Here is a 15,557-nt window from a genome sequence, read left to right as displayed (position 1 = left end):
CAAAGACGCTTCCAATGATCCAACGAATTTCAGTCTTGATTTTCTCTCTCTTTCTGGTGTGCCGTTCAATTTCCGCTCAGGAAATCGTCGACACATGGAAATATACACTCCGTAAACCGGCAGATGGCTGGCGAGCGTCAGACTTTGACGACGCCGCTTGGACAGAGGGAAGCGGCGGATTCGGCGTCCAGGATACGCCGGGATCGCGAGTCGGTACCACTTGGTCAACGAATAGTATCTGGTTACGGAAGTCGTTTGATCTTGCAAAAGTCCCTGCAAAACCAGCGTTGCTTATTCACCACGATGAGGACGTCGAGGTCTATCTGAACGGCAAGAGTGTCGCGACATTGAAAGGATTCACATCCGACTACCAAGTTGTGCCGATTCCCGCTGGCAAGCAGGCAGCGATCAAGTCCGGCAGCAACCTAATGGCAGTTCACTGCAGCCAAAAAACCGGTGGCCAGTTCATCGACGTTCACTTGGTTGACGCTGATAACGTGCCGACGCTGCCTGAGACACAGCGCAGTACGAAACCATTTGTATCGGACTTGATCACCGAGTGGGGTGACGAGGTCACCGCGGAGAATGCTTGGACGGAATATCCGCGTCCGCAGATGAAGCGTGATAACTGGAAAAACCTGAACGGCAACTGGGATTACGCAGTCACCTCGATCAAGGAAGGCGAAGTTCCGTCAAAGTGGAACGGAAAGATTTTGGTTCCCTTTAGTTTGGAATCGAAGCTCAGCGGCGTGCAGCGTTTGCTCGATGCCACCGAAGCGCTTTGGTACCACCGCACGTTCGATGCGACGACACAGGATGGTCAGCGCTGGTTGCTGAATTTCGAAGCGGTCGACTATCAATGCGAAGTTTTCGTCAACGGAAAAACCGTCGGCAAGCATGTTGGTGGCAATACTCCGTTTTCGTTCGACGTGACCGATGCGCTGGAAGACGGCGAAAACGCCTTGATGGTTCGCGTGGAAGACGCAACGGAGGCATGGCAACTTCGCGGCAAGCAAGTCATCAATGCTCGCGGCATATGGTACACGCAGGTTTCAGGAATTTGGCAGACGGTGTGGATGGAACAAGTGCCCGCCAATCACTTGAACGACGTCAAAGTTTCGACCGATGCAAAGAACGGCAGCATCACCGTCAAGCCAATCGCAACGGATCGGGGCATGGCAACGGTAGTTGTGAAAGACGGCGAGAAGGTAGTTGCCGAATCGTCCGGTTCGGATGCAATTACCGTCGCCGTACCGGATGCAAAGTTGTGGACGCCCGAATCACCGCATCTTTACAACGTCGAACTGACATGGCGTGATGATTCCGGCAAAGTAATCGATCGCGTCGCGTCCTACGCCGGTATTCGTGATGTCGGCAAAGTCCAAGACGCCGACGGCAATTGGCGATTCACGCTCAACGGCGAAATCATCTTCCACTGGGGGCCACTTGATCAAGGTTGGTGGCCGGACGGACTGCTGACCCCGCCATCGGACGAAGCGATGCTATTCGATATCGAGTGGCTCAAGAGTGCTGGTTTCAACATGATTCGCAAACACATCAAGGTCGAACCGCGACGCTACTACTACCACTGCGATCGGTTGGGGATGATGGTTTGGCAGGACCAAGTCAGTGGTGGAAAAGGACGCAATCAAGGTTGGCCCGAGTGGACTCGGTTGAAGCCCGATCCGGTTGATGCCAAGTGGCCACCAATGCAGCACAAACAGTTCATGACAGAATTTGAGGAGATGATTGGCTCGCTTGAGAATCATCCATCGATCATGGTTTGGACGCCATTTAATGAAGCGTGGGGCCAACATCAAACGATCGAAGTCGGCGATTGGACTTCCCAACGCGACCCTTCGCGTATCGTCAATGTCGCCAGCGGCGGTAACTTCTGGCCGGCTGGTGACATCGTCGACGAACATCGTTACCCACATCCGGGATTTCCGTTTGAACTGAATTCCAACGGTCGCTTCGATGACTTCATCAAAGTGATCGGCGAATTTGGCGGCCATGGTTTTCCGGTGAACGAACACCTTTGGGATGCCAATCGTCGCAACTGGGGTTACGGTGACATTCCCAAAGACGAAGCCGAGTACAAATCTCGTTACGTCACGTCCATCAATATGCTGAACGATCTGCGGCAGCAAGGCATCGCGGCGGGCGTCTATACGCAGACCACCGACGTCGAAGGCGAGATCAATGGTTTGATGACCTACGACCGAAAGGTCATCAAGATTCCGGCTGACGAACTAGCAAAACTGCACGAACCGTTATTCCAGAAACAACCGAAGGTTGAATCTGCCACCAAGGCCGCGAAGGCTGATCAGTTTCCTAATTCTGCGTTTGTTGAACAAAAGACAGATCGCAAGCCGGGACCTGTGATGGATGCCGCGACGATTCGGGCGGGTTTAAAAGCACATGATCGAGCGCTGTACATTAAGTCCGGTTGGATACGCGATCCCTACATCACTTTTGGGCCTGACGGTTTTTATTACCTGACCGGAACTCAGCCAAACGAAGGTGACCCCCGCGAAGCCATCAATCCATACAATATTGGGTTGGGCGACGAGAGCATCGTTGGGAATCAGATTCGCGTCTACCGAAGCAAGGATCTCACAAAGTGGGAATCGCTCGGCACTGTGTTTTCAACTTCAGATTTGCTGAAGCAAGAAAATCGCAACAACAGTCCGAATGCAAAACGCATTTGGGCTCCCGAGGTTCACTGGATGCCAAACTTAGCGGGAACCGGTCGCTGGGCGCTCGTTCATTGTCCGAAACAAGTTTCCAGCCTGGCGCTCTCGCCCGGCAAAGATTTGTCCGGGCCATGGACGCATTCCATGCAAGGTGCGATGGGCGAGCGGCACGACCCGTCCTTGTTTACTGACGATGACGGCAGCGTCTGGATGCTGTGGGGGAATACCTTCGTTGCCCCACTGAATGAGGACTTGTCGAAGTACACGGGCAAGCCAGTTCGCATCGATCCCTCGGACACTCGCCCAGGCCCCGACGGTGAATTGATCCGCCGCATCGGCCACGAAGGCGCAACGATGATCAAAGTGGGCGGCAAGTACGTGCATCTGGGCACTGCCTGGTCGACCGATCAGGGACGCAAGGGATCGTACAATCTTTACTACAGCGTCGCCGACAACATCACCGGTCCCTACGGCCCGCGTAGATTCGCTGGTCGATTCCTGGGACACGGAACTCCCTTCCAAGACAAGGATGGAAAATGGTGGTGTACCGCGTTCTTCAACGCCAATGTTCCACCGCTGCCGCGCGAAGGAATCGAACAACGCGACATTGGCGACAACGCACAAACGATTAACGAACAAGGCGTCACGATCGTTCCGCTCGATGTTCGCGTGCTCGAAAATGGCGAAGTTTTTATTCGAGCCAAAGACCCTGCGTATGCAACGCCCGGCCCGGATGAAGCTCAGAAATTTTCGTCATGATGTGAGCTGCTATCCTGCATTCACTGCTGTCGTCGAATAGGCTAACAGCCTGTTCTACCCATACTTTCACCGAGAGTGCTCGCATGTTGAATCCAGATCTTCGAACCAGCCAGACTCGCGGCTTAGCCAGCGTTTTGGCAGTTGTCTTATCCGTGTTCAGTTGTGTCGCGGTTTCAGCCGCCGACTTGCATTTGCATCCGCTCTTTACGGACCACGGCGTTATTCAGCAGAACCAGCAAGTTCCTGTTTGGGGAACGACAAAGCCAAGGCAAACGGTTGCCGTCGAGTTTGCGGGGCAAAGTGTGTCGGCGGTCAGTGACGAAGCGGGCAAGTGGATGGCGTATTTGAAACCGATCGCCGCGAATGCCGCCGGACAAGATTTGCGTGTTCACTGCGGTGACGAATCGGTAACGGTTGCGGATCTTTTGGTCGGTGAAGTTTGGTTGTGTTCAGGCCAGTCCAACATGGCTGCCCCGGTTCGCAATTCGACAGACTATGCAACCATCCAGGCAGAGATCGCGGCAAAGGATTCGTTCAGCACGCTGCGACTGTTTCGCGTTCCGGTCAAAGGTTCGGACGAGCCGCTCGACCGCGTCAACGCACAGTGGAGCAAGGTCGACGAGGCGACTGCGTCGGCTTTTTCCGCGGCAGCTTTCTACTTTGGCCGAGCACTCAATCGCGATCGCAACGTTCCCGTTGGCTTGATTCAGTCCGCCAACGGCGGGACCAATGCCTACTCGTGGATCAATTCCGCCACCTACAATAGCGACCCCGTAGCCGAAGTGACGCGGATCCACTGGGATGCGATCGTTCGTAACGGTGACAAGAGTCTCGAGAAGTTCGAAACGCAAAAGAAAGCTTGGGCGGCAAAGCAGCGGGCGGCGAAAATCGCGAAGAAACCTGTGCAAGGACAAGCTCCCAGAGAACCGCTGCATCGTGATCACGTGAAACGACCATCCGGTCACTACAACGCCATGATCGCGCCACTGCAACCGTACGCCATCGCGGGTGCGATCTGGTATCAAGGCGAAGCAAACTCTCGCCCACCGTTTTGTTCCCAGTACAAAGACCTGATGCTCGCCTTGGTCGAAGACTGGCGAGCCGATTGGTACACAGCGAGCGGCTTATCGACCGATCAATCGCGAGACGACTTCCCCTTCTATCTTGTGCAACTTCCGAACTATGCCAACGGGCATCCGGAGGGTTGGCCAATCATTCGGGAACAGATGCTTTGTTTTTGGCAGGAAGGCAAAAACACGGGAATGGTCACGACGATCGACGTGGGCGACCCCAAGGACATTCATCCTCGAAATAAAATGCCAGTGGGACAACGGCTCGCCCTGTTCGCCCGAGGCAACGAATATGGCGAAGAGATCGTCTATTCAGGTCCGGTATTCAATTCCGTCAAGATTGACGGTAATCGAGCGACGGTTTCTTTTGACCACATCGGCAGTGGCCTGGTATCGCTCGACGGAAAACCACTGCGTCATTTTCAAGTCGCTGGCAATGATCTTTCGTTCGTCGATGCAGATGCGGCGATCGAAAACAATTCAGTCGTTGTTTCCTCGCCGCAGGTCGCCTCAATCAAGCACGTTCGCTATGCGTGGTCCAACAATCCAGAAAACCCAAATCTTGTAAATCAAGAAGGACTGGTGGCCAGCCCCTTTCGAAGCGATGACACCCAGCTCGCGATCGAGTGATTTCTGACATCGAAGATTTCGATCGCTAATCGGATCTTATCGAACTGCGTATATAAAAACGGCCAGCGTCATCGTGACACTGGCCGCTTTGCGATTCGATTAATGGGCTTAACCGATCCAATTAAGCGTGTCTGGTCAGCCCCGCATCTGACTAAACGAGGCCTTCGCAGCGATTGACGCAGTTCAGGTCTTCGAAAGCCGTCTTCAAGCGGTCAACAAACGATACTTGGCCGCAACGCAACCAAGCACGTGGGTCGTAGTACTTTTTGTTTGGCTTGTCGGCACCGTCTGGGTTGCCCAATTGAGTTTGTAGGTAACCTTCGTTCTTCTTGTAGAAGTCCAGGACGCCCTTCCAGGTTGCCCATTGCATGTCGGTATCCAAGTTCATCTTGATCGCTCCGTAGTCGATCGCTTCGCGAATTTCTTCGCGGGTCGATCCCGATCCACCGTGGAACACAAAGTTCACTGGCAATTTGCCGGTGCCGAACTTCTCGATGATGTAGTCCTGCGAGTTCTTCAGGATGATCGGTTGCAGACTAACGTTGCCCGGCTTGTAAACGCCGTGAACATTTCCGAACGCAGCAGCGATCGTGAAGCGAGGCGACACCTTGCTGAGTTCTTCGTAGACATAGGCGACTTCGGATGGCTGGGTGTACAGCTTGCTGCTGTCAACGTCCGAGTTGTCGACGCCGTCTTCTTCGCCGCCGGTGATGCCCAGCTCGACTTCGATCAGCATGTCCATTTTGTTCATGCGTTCGAAGTACTTCTTGCTGATCGAGATGTTCTCTTCGAGCGGCTCTTCCGACAAATCCAGCATGTGCGAGCTGTAGAGCGGCTTGCCCGTGGCAGCAAAGTGCTTTTCACCGGCATCCAGCAAACCGTCGATCCAAGGCAACAGTTTTTTGGCACAGTGGTCGGTGTGCAGAACAACTGGTACGCCGTAGTGTTCGGCCATCGCATGAACGTGCTGAGCACCGGAAACGCAACCGGCGATCGCCGCTTTTTGGCCATCGTTCGACAGGCTCTTGCCAGCGTAAAACACGCCGCCACCGTTGGAAAACTGCACCATGACGGGCGAGTTCACTGCCGCGGCCGCTTCCAGCACAGCGTTAACGGAGTCCGTACCGACGACGTTCACCGCAGGCATGGCGTAGTTGTTTTCGTTGGCGTGACGCAGCAAACGATCGAGGGCTTTGCCGGACACAACACCCGGCTTGATTTGTGAATCGCTCATGAACGTGATTTCTGGCTGATGGTTACAAAACGTTGCAAAGAAAAAAGTCTGCGACTTCTGGAAAACCAGTTTTCCAGGCCGGCATTGTCGGTTTGTTTGCCGAAGTTTTCAACGGGCGGCAAATCGTTTCAATCGTTACTGCTTACGACGCCTCCGGTGGGCGGAATGTCCACCAGAGTCGCACCGTCAATGCGGCAGATTGGGGGCTAGGGCCTCTCTCAGTCCGTGGGATCGATAGAAATCTGACCGATCCCGCCCCTCGTTCGTCCCGCTCCGGCAGAGGTTAGATCACAGTTCGGCTAGGAAATGCATCAGGTCGGTGGAAGTCACGATGCCAACCAGTTTTCCGTCGTCGACGACAGGCAGGGCATGGAAGCGGTGCGTGACCAACAAACGAGCGGCATCACGGATCGACCCCGAAACGGGCAACGATACTGGGTTCTTGTTCATCACACCGTCAATCGTGAATGTGTGATCCAAGATCGCGTCAAGCTCCTTGCCATCCTGGTTTCCGAATTCGCCAAACGAGATCCGCATCAGATCGTTCGAGCTGATGATGCCAACCAATTTTTCGCCGCTAACGATGGGCACGTGATGAATGTCGCCATCCTCAAATACCTTGCGCAGTTTTGAAACAGGTTCGTGGTCATGGACCGTGACCAAATCAGTAGACATGATGCGGGTAACAGGTTCGTTCTTTTTCATTTGTCTTGCGCTTCGTTGGAGTGAGTAACGTGAAAGAAAAGTCGCTCGATTGATGGGTGGTTTGCTATCTGAATGGGCCGGACTATCCGAGTTCGTAAACCGCGCTGGCACGCCCGACCAACAATGGATCGACGTCCGAAATTCGAGACTCGTCCTTGCCGTCATAGGGCATGCGATCCAAGACGTATCTCATACAGTTCAGGCGTGCGCGTTTCTTGCAGTCAGACTTGATCACGATCCAAGGCGACTCAGGCAAATCAGTGTGATGAAACATCGCTTCTTTGGCGCTGGTGTAGTCGTCCCACTTGTCGAGCGACGCCAAATCGATGGGTGACAGCTTCCACTGCTTTAGCGGGTGAATCGTCCGCGCGTCGAAGCGTCGTTTCTGTTCATCCTGGCTGACCGAAAACCAAAACTTCATCAGGTGCGTGTTACTGCGAATCAAGCTCTTTTCGAACTCTGGAACCTGCAACATAAATTCCTGGTATTCCTTATCACTGCAGAATCCCATCACCCGTTCAACTCCGGCGCGGTTGTACCACGATCGATCAAACAACACGATTTCGCCGGCCGTGGGCAAGTGCTCGATGTACCGCTGGAAATACCACTGGCCACGTTCCGCCTCGGTTGGCTTCTCTAACGCGACAACTCGAGCACCGCGAGGATTCAAGTGCTCCATGAACCGCTTGATCGTGCCTCCCTTGCCTGCCGCGTCGCGACCTTCAAACAAAATTACTAACCGCTGTCCCGTCTTTCGAACCCACGATTGCAACTTCAACAACTCGACCTGCAGCTTGTACTTTTCTTTCTCGTACCGCTTGCGAGTCATCAAATTCTTGTACGGATACGCACCCTCGCGCCAATTCGCGGCCAACGCATCGTCCGTCGTCGGATCACCAGGTTTGGGAGCGTACGGTTGTCGCAGCAACGCGTTTCGAAGCACTTCGGCGTCGTCAGTGGACGCACCATTGATGATCCCGTGCAGTACTGCGGCCAGAGTGTCAACGTCGTACGGCGGCGTCTTGCCGATGATGTCCTTTACCGCGTTGACCTTAGCCTCCTGCGCCGCTTCGATGGCTTCACCGACCGTATAACGCTCGATACCCTTTTGCGTTTTCGCGGACGCGACATCTCCTTTGCGCACCGGCCTAGGCTTCGCGAGTTTCGGATCTGACTTCGTTTTTCCTCGAGATTTCGCCCCTTGCTCGACTCGCGTTCTTTCGGCCGACACCGACTTCGCTTCTTCGCTCATTCCAATTCCAGTTTCACTGCGTCAACGAATCCGCTGATCCACCAACCGATTTACGTTGCCTTGAAAGTCTTTTTCTCAACCAAGAACTAAGGCAACTTCTGTACCACTGGGCGGTTCGCCCCGATCTACTGCCGAGCACACAACTACATGTAACCAGGTGTGCCAAAATGGTCATTTGCCCCCGAACAGTGCGTGCAGGCAACCGATCGAACTGTGCCGTCCGAGCACATGCACGATCTCGTTTTGGCGGCTCCAATCACGTGAGCAAGGAGATCTCCAGGTGGCGATTTCCGCTTCCGCCCGACTGCGATCGAAGATGACGCAGTAGCGAGATCTTCGGACAACCGGGTAAACGAGGTCACTGGATCCGGAGACCTGACTGGCACGGGTTTTAGATTCGTAGTTGCATTACAATGGGGACAACGGAGCGTTTGACGCCGCCAACTTCGCTGGCGTCGCCACGCGTCTGCTTCCAATCCCCCCACCTCAGATCTCACTCACCAGCCATGAAACCAGCGTTCACCACTCTGTTCCTGTTTGCCATTGTGTGCAGCACTCTGTTCGCAAAAAACCTGCACGCCGAGACTAAAACGATCGTGTTGATGGCGGGCAAACCGTCACACCCACCGCGGATGCATGAATTCAACGCGGGTGTCCAACTTTTGGCCGATTCGTTGACAGAAGTCGATGGAATCCAAGTCGAGGTGATTACGAACGGTTGGCCCGTTGACGAATCGGTTTTGGAAAACGCCGATGCGATCGTGTTTTACATGGATGGCGGCGGAAGACATGAAGTGGTTCAAGAGAACGGTCGCCGCATGAAGCTGGTCGACAAATTGGCAAAGAAGGGTGTCGGTCTGGGGTTCATGCATTACGGCGTCGAGATCTTGAAAGAAGACGCTAGTGCTGAATTCAAACGCTGGATCGGGGGCCACTATGAGAACATGCACAGTTGCAACCCGATCTGGGAACCATACTTCGCCGTTCTTCCCGATCACCCGATCACCAATGGAGTCAAGCCATTCAAGGCGAACGACGAATGGTATTTCAACATGCGATTTGTCGATGACATCACGGGCAACGAACCTGCCGAAATCGAAGGCATGAAGTTTCAACCAATCCTGGTTGCGACTCCGTCCGATACCGTTCGCAACGGCCCATACGTTCATCCCAAAGGCCCCTACCAACACATTCAAGCATCACAGGGCCGGGCCGAGGCAATGATGTGGACGGTCGAGCGACCCGATGGTGGACGTGGATTTGGATTCACCGGCGGCCACTTCCACGACAACTGGGGCAATGAAAACTACCGCAAGGTCGTGCTCAATGCGTTGTTGTGGGCAGTCAAAGCAGAGGTGCCAGAAAACGGAGTCGAGTCGTCGGTAACGCAGGAACAGTTGGACGCCAACCTGGATCCGAAGAAGCCAAAGAAAAAGCCAGCAGCGATGAAGAAGGCTTCGTAGAGTCTTGGACTAGAACCTGCGTAGTGATTTATGACTGATCGAATTAGTCAGCAACTCCTCGCTAGCGGAGATTTCGGATCCCGAGACCGGGACCAGCGATCAAGCAGCTAGTCGTGGCGCATGCGAACGGCATTTACAACGTCGTGCATCGTTAGTTGACGTTCAGATCCTCGGTAGAAAGTTCTTGAATCGCTTCACGCGAACGAATAACAAGAGGATGATTTGTGAATTGGATATCAATCGCACCGAGATCCGATTGTGCTACGGCGATCGACGCCTTGGCCGCGTCTGGCTTGCCAGAGTCGAAATACAGCGTCGCTTGACTACGGTAAAGCATCGCACGCCAACAACGATGCTGAACATTTTCGGGCCAAGTCTTCATCAGCTGCGTTTGTAAGCGTATCGCTTCGGACAAAAGAGCGTCGGCATCATCAAAACGTGATCGAGTCCGAGCAATCGCCGACAGTTTATGCCGCAGATGAACTTCGGTCGCCAAATAGACCGAGTTGTCTGGATTGGTCGAGCGAAGTGTTCCGATTTCCTTGAGCGCTTCGCGTAGTCGCTCGCCGGATTCATCGTACTGCCTTGGCGATCGCTGCCCACGCAAATTGACATCCGCGAGAATCTCGGCCAACTCAAACCGTACCACGGGGTCATCAGGCGTTGCGTCTAATTGTTCTCGAAGTACCTTCACAGCTGCCTGAAAGTCAGCGCGTTTGGCACGTGGAGTCGTTGCCAGTCGTGATCGAGCCCGCAGGCTATTCGCGAACAAGATGTTGGCCGTTTTTGATTGCCCCTGCGTTTTCTCGAGTCCCCCCAGGATCTCGATCGCATGACGAATGTGTCCGACATCGCTAGCTCGCTGCTCAGGACTAAGCGACTCGCCGCGACGAAGTTGAGGGGGACGATTGCCTAGATTCAAGTGCGCTCTCGCCAGTTCAGTAAGTCCAGCAATGTTCGACGCGTCAAGCCGAGACGCGGCCTCGACGGCGGCAGCGTAAGACTGCATCGATTCAATCCGATTGAACTCGGAAGCAAACATTGCCCCCAGTTCGTTATTCAACCGCGCAAGCCGCAAATGCAAATCGTGATTGGAAATCGACACGAGTTCACCGCGATGGTTAAGCAACTCGATACTCGACTTGAGCGTTTCAATGCCGTCCGTTGTTCGGCCAAGACTTTGCTGAATTCGCGCGAGTTGGATGCTGGAGTCGATCCTTCGCAGAATGATGTCGCTGCGAGTCGGCGATTGCTGCGCGAGACGTTCATAGATCGGCTGGAGCCGCTCCAGAATCCTGGCAGAAGTCGGTGAGGGTTCAATGCCGACATTGGGCAACAAGTCGTCGGCGTCAAAGTCCTCACCCAGAGCAAAACTAGCCGATGTAGGTATCTGTGAAACAACATCGACAACGCCATCGAGCGACTGCAGTGCCAAGTCGACGGTTTGCTCGGATGATTGCAATGCCTCGACCGATCGCTGATTCGCAGCAGCGGTGACTAGAAATGCGATGGTTGAAACGAGTGTCGCGGCGACCAAGGCAAACACAGCAGTTCCCACCGCAACCGCAAGCTTGGGATTTCGCCGTACCCAGCGAATCAGTCGCCCCCAAATCGAGGTCCTGCGAGCTTTGATTGGCTCGTCGACAAGAAACCGATGCAAGTCGTCCCGCAGTTCTGCCGCCGATGAATATCGCAGTGCGGGGTCAACGTGGATCGCTTTGCCAATGATCGTCGACAGATCCGTCGGTACGCCGAGCCGAACCAGGTTGATTGGTTTCAGCCGGCCATTCGTGATCAAACCAATCAAATGCTCGGCGTCGCTTGCTTTGAAGGCTGGTTGCCCGGCAAGCATTTCATAGAGCGTGATGCCGATTCCATAAACATCACCAGCCTCGCCCGATACACCGCCGAATCGCTCGGGAGCCATGTACCGGAGGCTTCCGCTAACGGCTCGAGTATTGGAAGCATCGTGATTGAGGTTTTTGGCGATGCCGAAGTCAGTGACTTGCGCGGTGCCGTCTTCTTCGATCAAGATGTTGGCGGGTTTAATATCGCGGTGGAGGATTCCTCCGGCATGCGAATAGGCGATGGCATCGGCAACTTGCTGGCCGATGTGCGCCGCCTCGACGAACGAGAAGTCTTTACCGCTAGAGATTACGGTGTCCAGTGATTGTCCATCGACCAGTTGCATCACCAAATAGTGCGATCCGTCCGACTCACCGGTACCATAAATCGGCACGATGTTGGCGTGATGCATCGCAGCGGCTGTTGCGGCTTCTTTGCGAAACCTGTCGAGCGCATCATCGTCCAGCAGGTTTTGTTTAGGCAGAACCTTGATGGCGACAATTCGGTCAAGCGATTCCTGATGGGCTTCAAAGACAATCCCCATCCCACCACGACCGATCTCTCGATTAATGCGGAAGTCACCGAGCTGGGACAGCACGTGGCCTGCTAAAGTCGCGTTACCGCCTTCGGTAACTTGCTCGTTGATCTTGACTCGTTCGATGGATGCAACCAGCGGAAACATTCGTCGAATCGAATCACCATATTCTGGATGCCGTCTCGCATACTCTTCGACAGTCGGTCGTTCGCCATCGCGATATCGGGCAAGAAAATCGCAGGCAAGGGCATCAACGATTGCTAGGGCGTCGTCAGCTTCGGCAGTTGTCTCTGGAGCTTGCATGTCGTGATTGAGCAGAGAATGAATGGCTGATTGTTCTAGTGAGCCGCAACGCGTAAGTGGACAGGCACTCCCGAACTGTCGAGACCCGACGGCCCTCGGCTCTCACGCGTCTTTCGATTCGCAATTAAATCACAAGCCGTTGACTACATCCACGACGCCAAGAAAGTTCTCGCTACTTAGATGTAAACATACTCAGTTGCCGAACGGGATTTTCTCATTGCCTGGCAGGTCTCTGCCCACCGCCGGGTCGGCCAGCACCGCCGCCCGGTCGTCCACCGCCGCGGCCCGCCTGACCGCCACCTCCGGGAAAGTGAGTTCGACCATTGACCATGCCAGCGGTCCGGTCCTGTTCGAGCCATACCGTGAATTCCTGCGTCACCGCTTTGCACCAGCCCTTTTCCTTATTGCAAGCAAAGTACTGAATTTCCACCTTGATCGGTTTACCGGCATCCCAGTTCTGCACATCAAGCAGGAACTCACGCGGTTCGGTGTCCGATTCGACGCTCAGCTTTTCAGCTTCGGCCATTGCCGGTGTCAACGTGACGCCATCGGCAGTGACACGATACTTTGGTGGAGTGGCAAGGTTGTTCCAGGCTGCGCCCAGGATAGGATCCTGCCGAAAGCCTAGGTACAGTTGACCGGTTCCAGTCTGCATCAGCTGCTGATCCGCCTCGGGACGCAGTTTGGCATAGCGATTGGACGCTCCGAAGTCGTAGGACTTGAGATCTTTAGCGTTCACATCTTCACCTCCCGCAGCAACTCGCAGCGGTACGGCAACGCCTTCAACACTTTTTCTTTCGACGAGCATGTCTGCTGGGGACGTTTTGTGTCGTCCAAACTGAGGTAAATTTAGTTCAGCAACCGATGTAGTTTTTTCGGAAGGACCGACCAGTTTTTCGAGAGACTCTCGCAAGCTGGAACCTCGTCCCCAAGAATCGCGGTGAACAATTTTTCCGTCACGGTCGAACACGAACTGTGAATTCGGCGTCATGCCGAAATGCTGCTTCATTTCGTTATTCATCGTATCGGTCAGCCACGGGATGTTTGTCTGCAGCAACTCTTTCGCGTGCTCGACCTGAGCGAACCGTTCTTGGATCGATGTTGGCTGTACGAAGTCCCAATTTTCGGGGTGAGTCAGCGATTGATATAAGAAGTAGAACTGCACGCCTTTATCGCGGTAGTCTGCGGCCACCGCTTCGATTTCTGGATACGAGTTGCGGTATTCGGGACAAGTCAGACAGCCGCCCACGACAACGGTGTATTCGGCATTGAAGATGCTGTTGGCTTTGACCAATTCGCGGTCAACATTGTAAAGCTGCAGCGAATCCGGCAGCACTGTGCCTTTTGAAAACGTCTCCAGGAATGACGTGTCGCGCCCGCGAACCTTGTCGCGTGGTCGGCCCCCCTCACCCCGCGCAGCCTGACCACCGCGAGCTGCCTGCCCACGGCCGGGTTGTCCTGTTTCCGCACTCGGAGCGCCACGCCCTTGGCCTTGGCTTGCTGCGGCAGGACCGCTGCGGACTTGGGTCGGTGAGTTCTTCATTTCTGGCCCGTCGTCGGGGTTCAGCATGTTGCGGCGAAACTGCGTTGCCAGCACGAGCAGTTCTTTTTCATTAAGTGAACCGCTCTTGTCGGCATCGGCAATTTCAAATGCCTCGTGCATATGCTCGGGAAGTTCTGCGAGTGCGATCAGACCGTCATCGTTTGCGTCAAGCGACATGACCTGAGCCGCGAATGCCGCGTCCGCCTGTGCGGGGTCACCGCCCCGTCCGCCACCACCGCCTGGTCCACCACCGCGTGGTCCACCGCCACCTGGTCCACCGCCACCTGGTCCACCGGGGCCTCGACCGCCTGCATTGCCGGGGCCGCCTGGACCGCGCTGACCTTGCGGTCCCCCCCCAGGTCCGCCCTGGCCTGGCGCGCCGCCGGTTGGACGGAGTTCTTCGCCGGCCAAACGACCGTCACCATTGCGATCAAGTTTGGTAAGCGAAGCGACAGCGTTCTTGATTTCGTCAGCTGAAACTTCACCATCAGAGTCGGTATCAAAAATTCCAATCCAAGGTGGAGCCTGTTGGCCGGATCGTTCTCCCGGAGCCTGCTGACCCTGTCCCTGTCGACCACCGGGACCACCTTGGCCTGGTCCGCCGCGTTGGCCTCCCGCACCACGCCCCTGTTCCCCGCGACCTCCGGGCCGACCGGGCGGTTGAGCTTGCACGAACGAATCGGCAGCGAAAAAAGTCAGGCAACAAATGCCAATCAAGAGTCGACAACGGCGCATCAGATGGTCTCACAGAGTGGAAGAAGAGTGTTACTTCTCATAAACCCCAGCGACTGCCCGAATCTACCGACTAGAAAAGATTTAAACCACGAATCTCACGAATCATCAATCGATTATGGCCAAAACACCTCGCAACCGTTCCAGTGCCCGCATGTAACGAATGCTCGCGGCCTTTGGCTGGATACTTAATTCGATCGCGACTTCTTGATTGGTCAGTTCTTCAAAATGCCGAAGCGCGAGTACTTCCTGATCCATTTCGCTCATGTTCTCGATTGCTTGTCGCACTTCATCAATCAGTTCACTTTTTACGGCGACTTGGCTGGGTGATGTCAAATGAGCAACGAAACGCTGAGACAGACACAGCGACGTCTTACCCCACAGGCCCGATACAGCGGCACTGGCCTCACGCAACACGGATCGTGATTCGGCTCCAAGATGGGTTCGATGAATATTGCTTACCGTCTGTCCGGTGACGAGACGCAACCACAAAAAGAATGACGGAAAGTCACCGTCGATGTAATGCCTCAGTCGCTTTTCGGCATCCAAAAACACCTCCTGCACCACGTCATCCGTATCGACACGTCCACGAATCTTGTCATTGATTCGAAAGTGAATGATCTGCCAAAGCCTTGGTCGATGAATCGTGAACAGTTCCCCGAATACAGTCGTGTCACCCTCGGCGAGCCGTTGTTCGAGGTCATCGGACATAAAAACTCGCGGGAAAGATGTAGATCGTCAGGGTTTGGCGGGTTTAAGTGAATGAAACCAGTCCGAAACACCAGTTTAC

Annotated in this window: 9 protein-coding genes; 3 read left to right on the top strand and 6 right to left on the bottom strand. The window is 54.6% G+C overall.

Features of this window, described 5'->3' with window-relative positions:
* Positions 1 to 14 precede the first annotated feature (14 nt).
* On the top strand, positions 15 to 3,455 hold the full coding sequence (locus tag Poly59_RS15830; RefSeq protein WP_146535333.1) for a family 43 glycosylhydrolase: 3,441 nt from the start codon (positions 15 to 17) through the stop codon (positions 3,453 to 3,455).
* Positions 3,456 to 3,538: 83 nt separating this feature from the next.
* On the top strand, positions 3,539 to 5,155 hold the full coding sequence (locus tag Poly59_RS15825) for a sialate O-acetylesterase (RefSeq protein WP_146535049.1): 1,617 nt from the start codon (positions 3,539 to 3,541) through the stop codon (positions 5,153 to 5,155).
* Between the two features lie 151 nt (positions 5,156 to 5,306).
* Here Poly59_RS15825 and fbaA read toward each other — a convergent pair whose 3' ends face one another.
* From fbaA to ppk2, 3 genes are all read right to left on the bottom strand, one after another.
* The gene (gene fbaA, locus Poly59_RS15820) at positions 5,307 to 6,389 is read right to left on the bottom strand and encodes a class II fructose-bisphosphate aldolase (RefSeq protein WP_146535048.1); all 1,083 of its coding nucleotides are present in this window, start codon (positions 6,387 to 6,389) and stop codon (positions 5,307 to 5,309) included.
* Positions 6,390 to 6,677: 288 nt separating this feature from the next.
* Positions 6,678 to 7,094, bottom strand: a complete 417-nt coding sequence (locus tag Poly59_RS15815) for a CBS domain-containing protein (protein WP_186776294.1) — start codon at positions 7,092 to 7,094, stop codon at positions 6,678 to 6,680.
* Positions 7,095 to 7,176: 82 nt separating this feature from the next.
* Complete coding sequence (gene ppk2, locus Poly59_RS30200; RefSeq protein WP_146535046.1) at positions 7,177 to 8,346, bottom strand: polyphosphate kinase 2; 1,170 nt, start codon at positions 8,344 to 8,346, stop codon at positions 7,177 to 7,179.
* 506 nt (positions 8,347 to 8,852) lie between these two features.
* Here ppk2 and Poly59_RS15805 point away from each other — a divergent pair.
* Positions 8,853 to 9,809 (top strand): ThuA domain-containing protein, encoded by a 957-nt coding sequence (locus Poly59_RS15805; protein ID WP_146535045.1) that lies wholly within the window; start codon positions 8,853 to 8,855, stop codon positions 9,807 to 9,809.
* A gap of 151 nt (positions 9,810 to 9,960) precedes the next feature.
* On the opposite strand, the gene Poly59_RS15800 is transcribed toward Poly59_RS15805, so the two are convergent.
* The 3 genes from Poly59_RS15800 to Poly59_RS15790 all read right to left on the bottom strand — a co-directional run bounded on the left by Poly59_RS15800 (position 9,961) and on the right by Poly59_RS15790 (position 15,478).
* Positions 9,961 to 12,492 (bottom strand): serine/threonine-protein kinase, encoded by a 2,532-nt coding sequence (locus Poly59_RS15800; protein WP_146535044.1) that lies wholly within the window; start codon positions 12,490 to 12,492, stop codon positions 9,961 to 9,963.
* A gap of 214 nt (positions 12,493 to 12,706) precedes the next feature.
* Positions 12,707 to 14,707 (bottom strand): hypothetical protein, encoded by a 2,001-nt coding sequence (locus tag Poly59_RS15795; protein WP_146535043.1) that lies wholly within the window; start codon positions 14,705 to 14,707, stop codon positions 12,707 to 12,709.
* A 168-nt stretch (positions 14,708 to 14,875) separates the two neighbouring features.
* Positions 14,876 to 15,478, bottom strand: a complete 603-nt coding sequence (locus Poly59_RS15790) for a sigma-70 family RNA polymerase sigma factor (RefSeq protein ID WP_146535042.1) — start codon at positions 15,476 to 15,478, stop codon at positions 14,876 to 14,878.
* Positions 15,479 to 15,557: the final 79 nt, after the last annotated feature.

The sequence above is a fragment of the Rubripirellula reticaptiva genome (genome assembly GCF_007860175.1).
Taxonomy (GTDB): Bacteria; Planctomycetota; Planctomycetia; order Pirellulales; family Pirellulaceae; genus Rubripirellula; species Rubripirellula reticaptiva.
Note: the sequence above shows the minus strand (reverse complement) of the source record. Positions and strands in the feature narration are given on the sequence as shown.

What these genes read in the sequence shown, in the direction of transcription:
- Poly59_RS15830 (WP_146535333.1), top strand. Translation starts at nt 15, where the DNA reads ATGATCCAACGAATTTCAGTCTTGATTTTCTCTCTCTTTCTGGTGTGC.
- Poly59_RS15825 (WP_146535049.1), top strand. Translation starts at nt 3,539, where the DNA reads ATGTTGAATCCAGATCTTCGAACCAGCCAGACTCGCGGCTTAGCCAGC.
- fbaA (WP_146535048.1), bottom strand. Translation starts at nt 6,389, where the DNA reads ATGAGCGATTCACAAATCAAGCCGGGTGTTGTGTCCGGCAAAGCCCTC.
- Poly59_RS15815 (WP_186776294.1), bottom strand. Translation starts at nt 7,094, where the DNA reads ATGAAAAAGAACGAACCTGTTACCCGCATCATGTCTACTGATTTGGTC.
- ppk2 (WP_146535046.1), bottom strand. Translation starts at nt 8,346, where the DNA reads ATGAGCGAAGAAGCGAAGTCGGTGTCGGCCGAAAGAACGCGAGTCGAG.
- Poly59_RS15805 (WP_146535045.1), top strand. Translation starts at nt 8,853, where the DNA reads ATGAAACCAGCGTTCACCACTCTGTTCCTGTTTGCCATTGTGTGCAGC.
- Poly59_RS15800 (WP_146535044.1), bottom strand. Translation starts at nt 12,492, where the DNA reads ATGCAAGCTCCAGAGACAACTGCCGAAGCTGACGACGCCCTAGCAATC.
- Poly59_RS15790 (WP_146535042.1), bottom strand. Translation starts at nt 15,478, where the DNA reads ATGTCCGATGACCTCGAACAACGGCTCGCCGAGGGTGACACGACTGTA.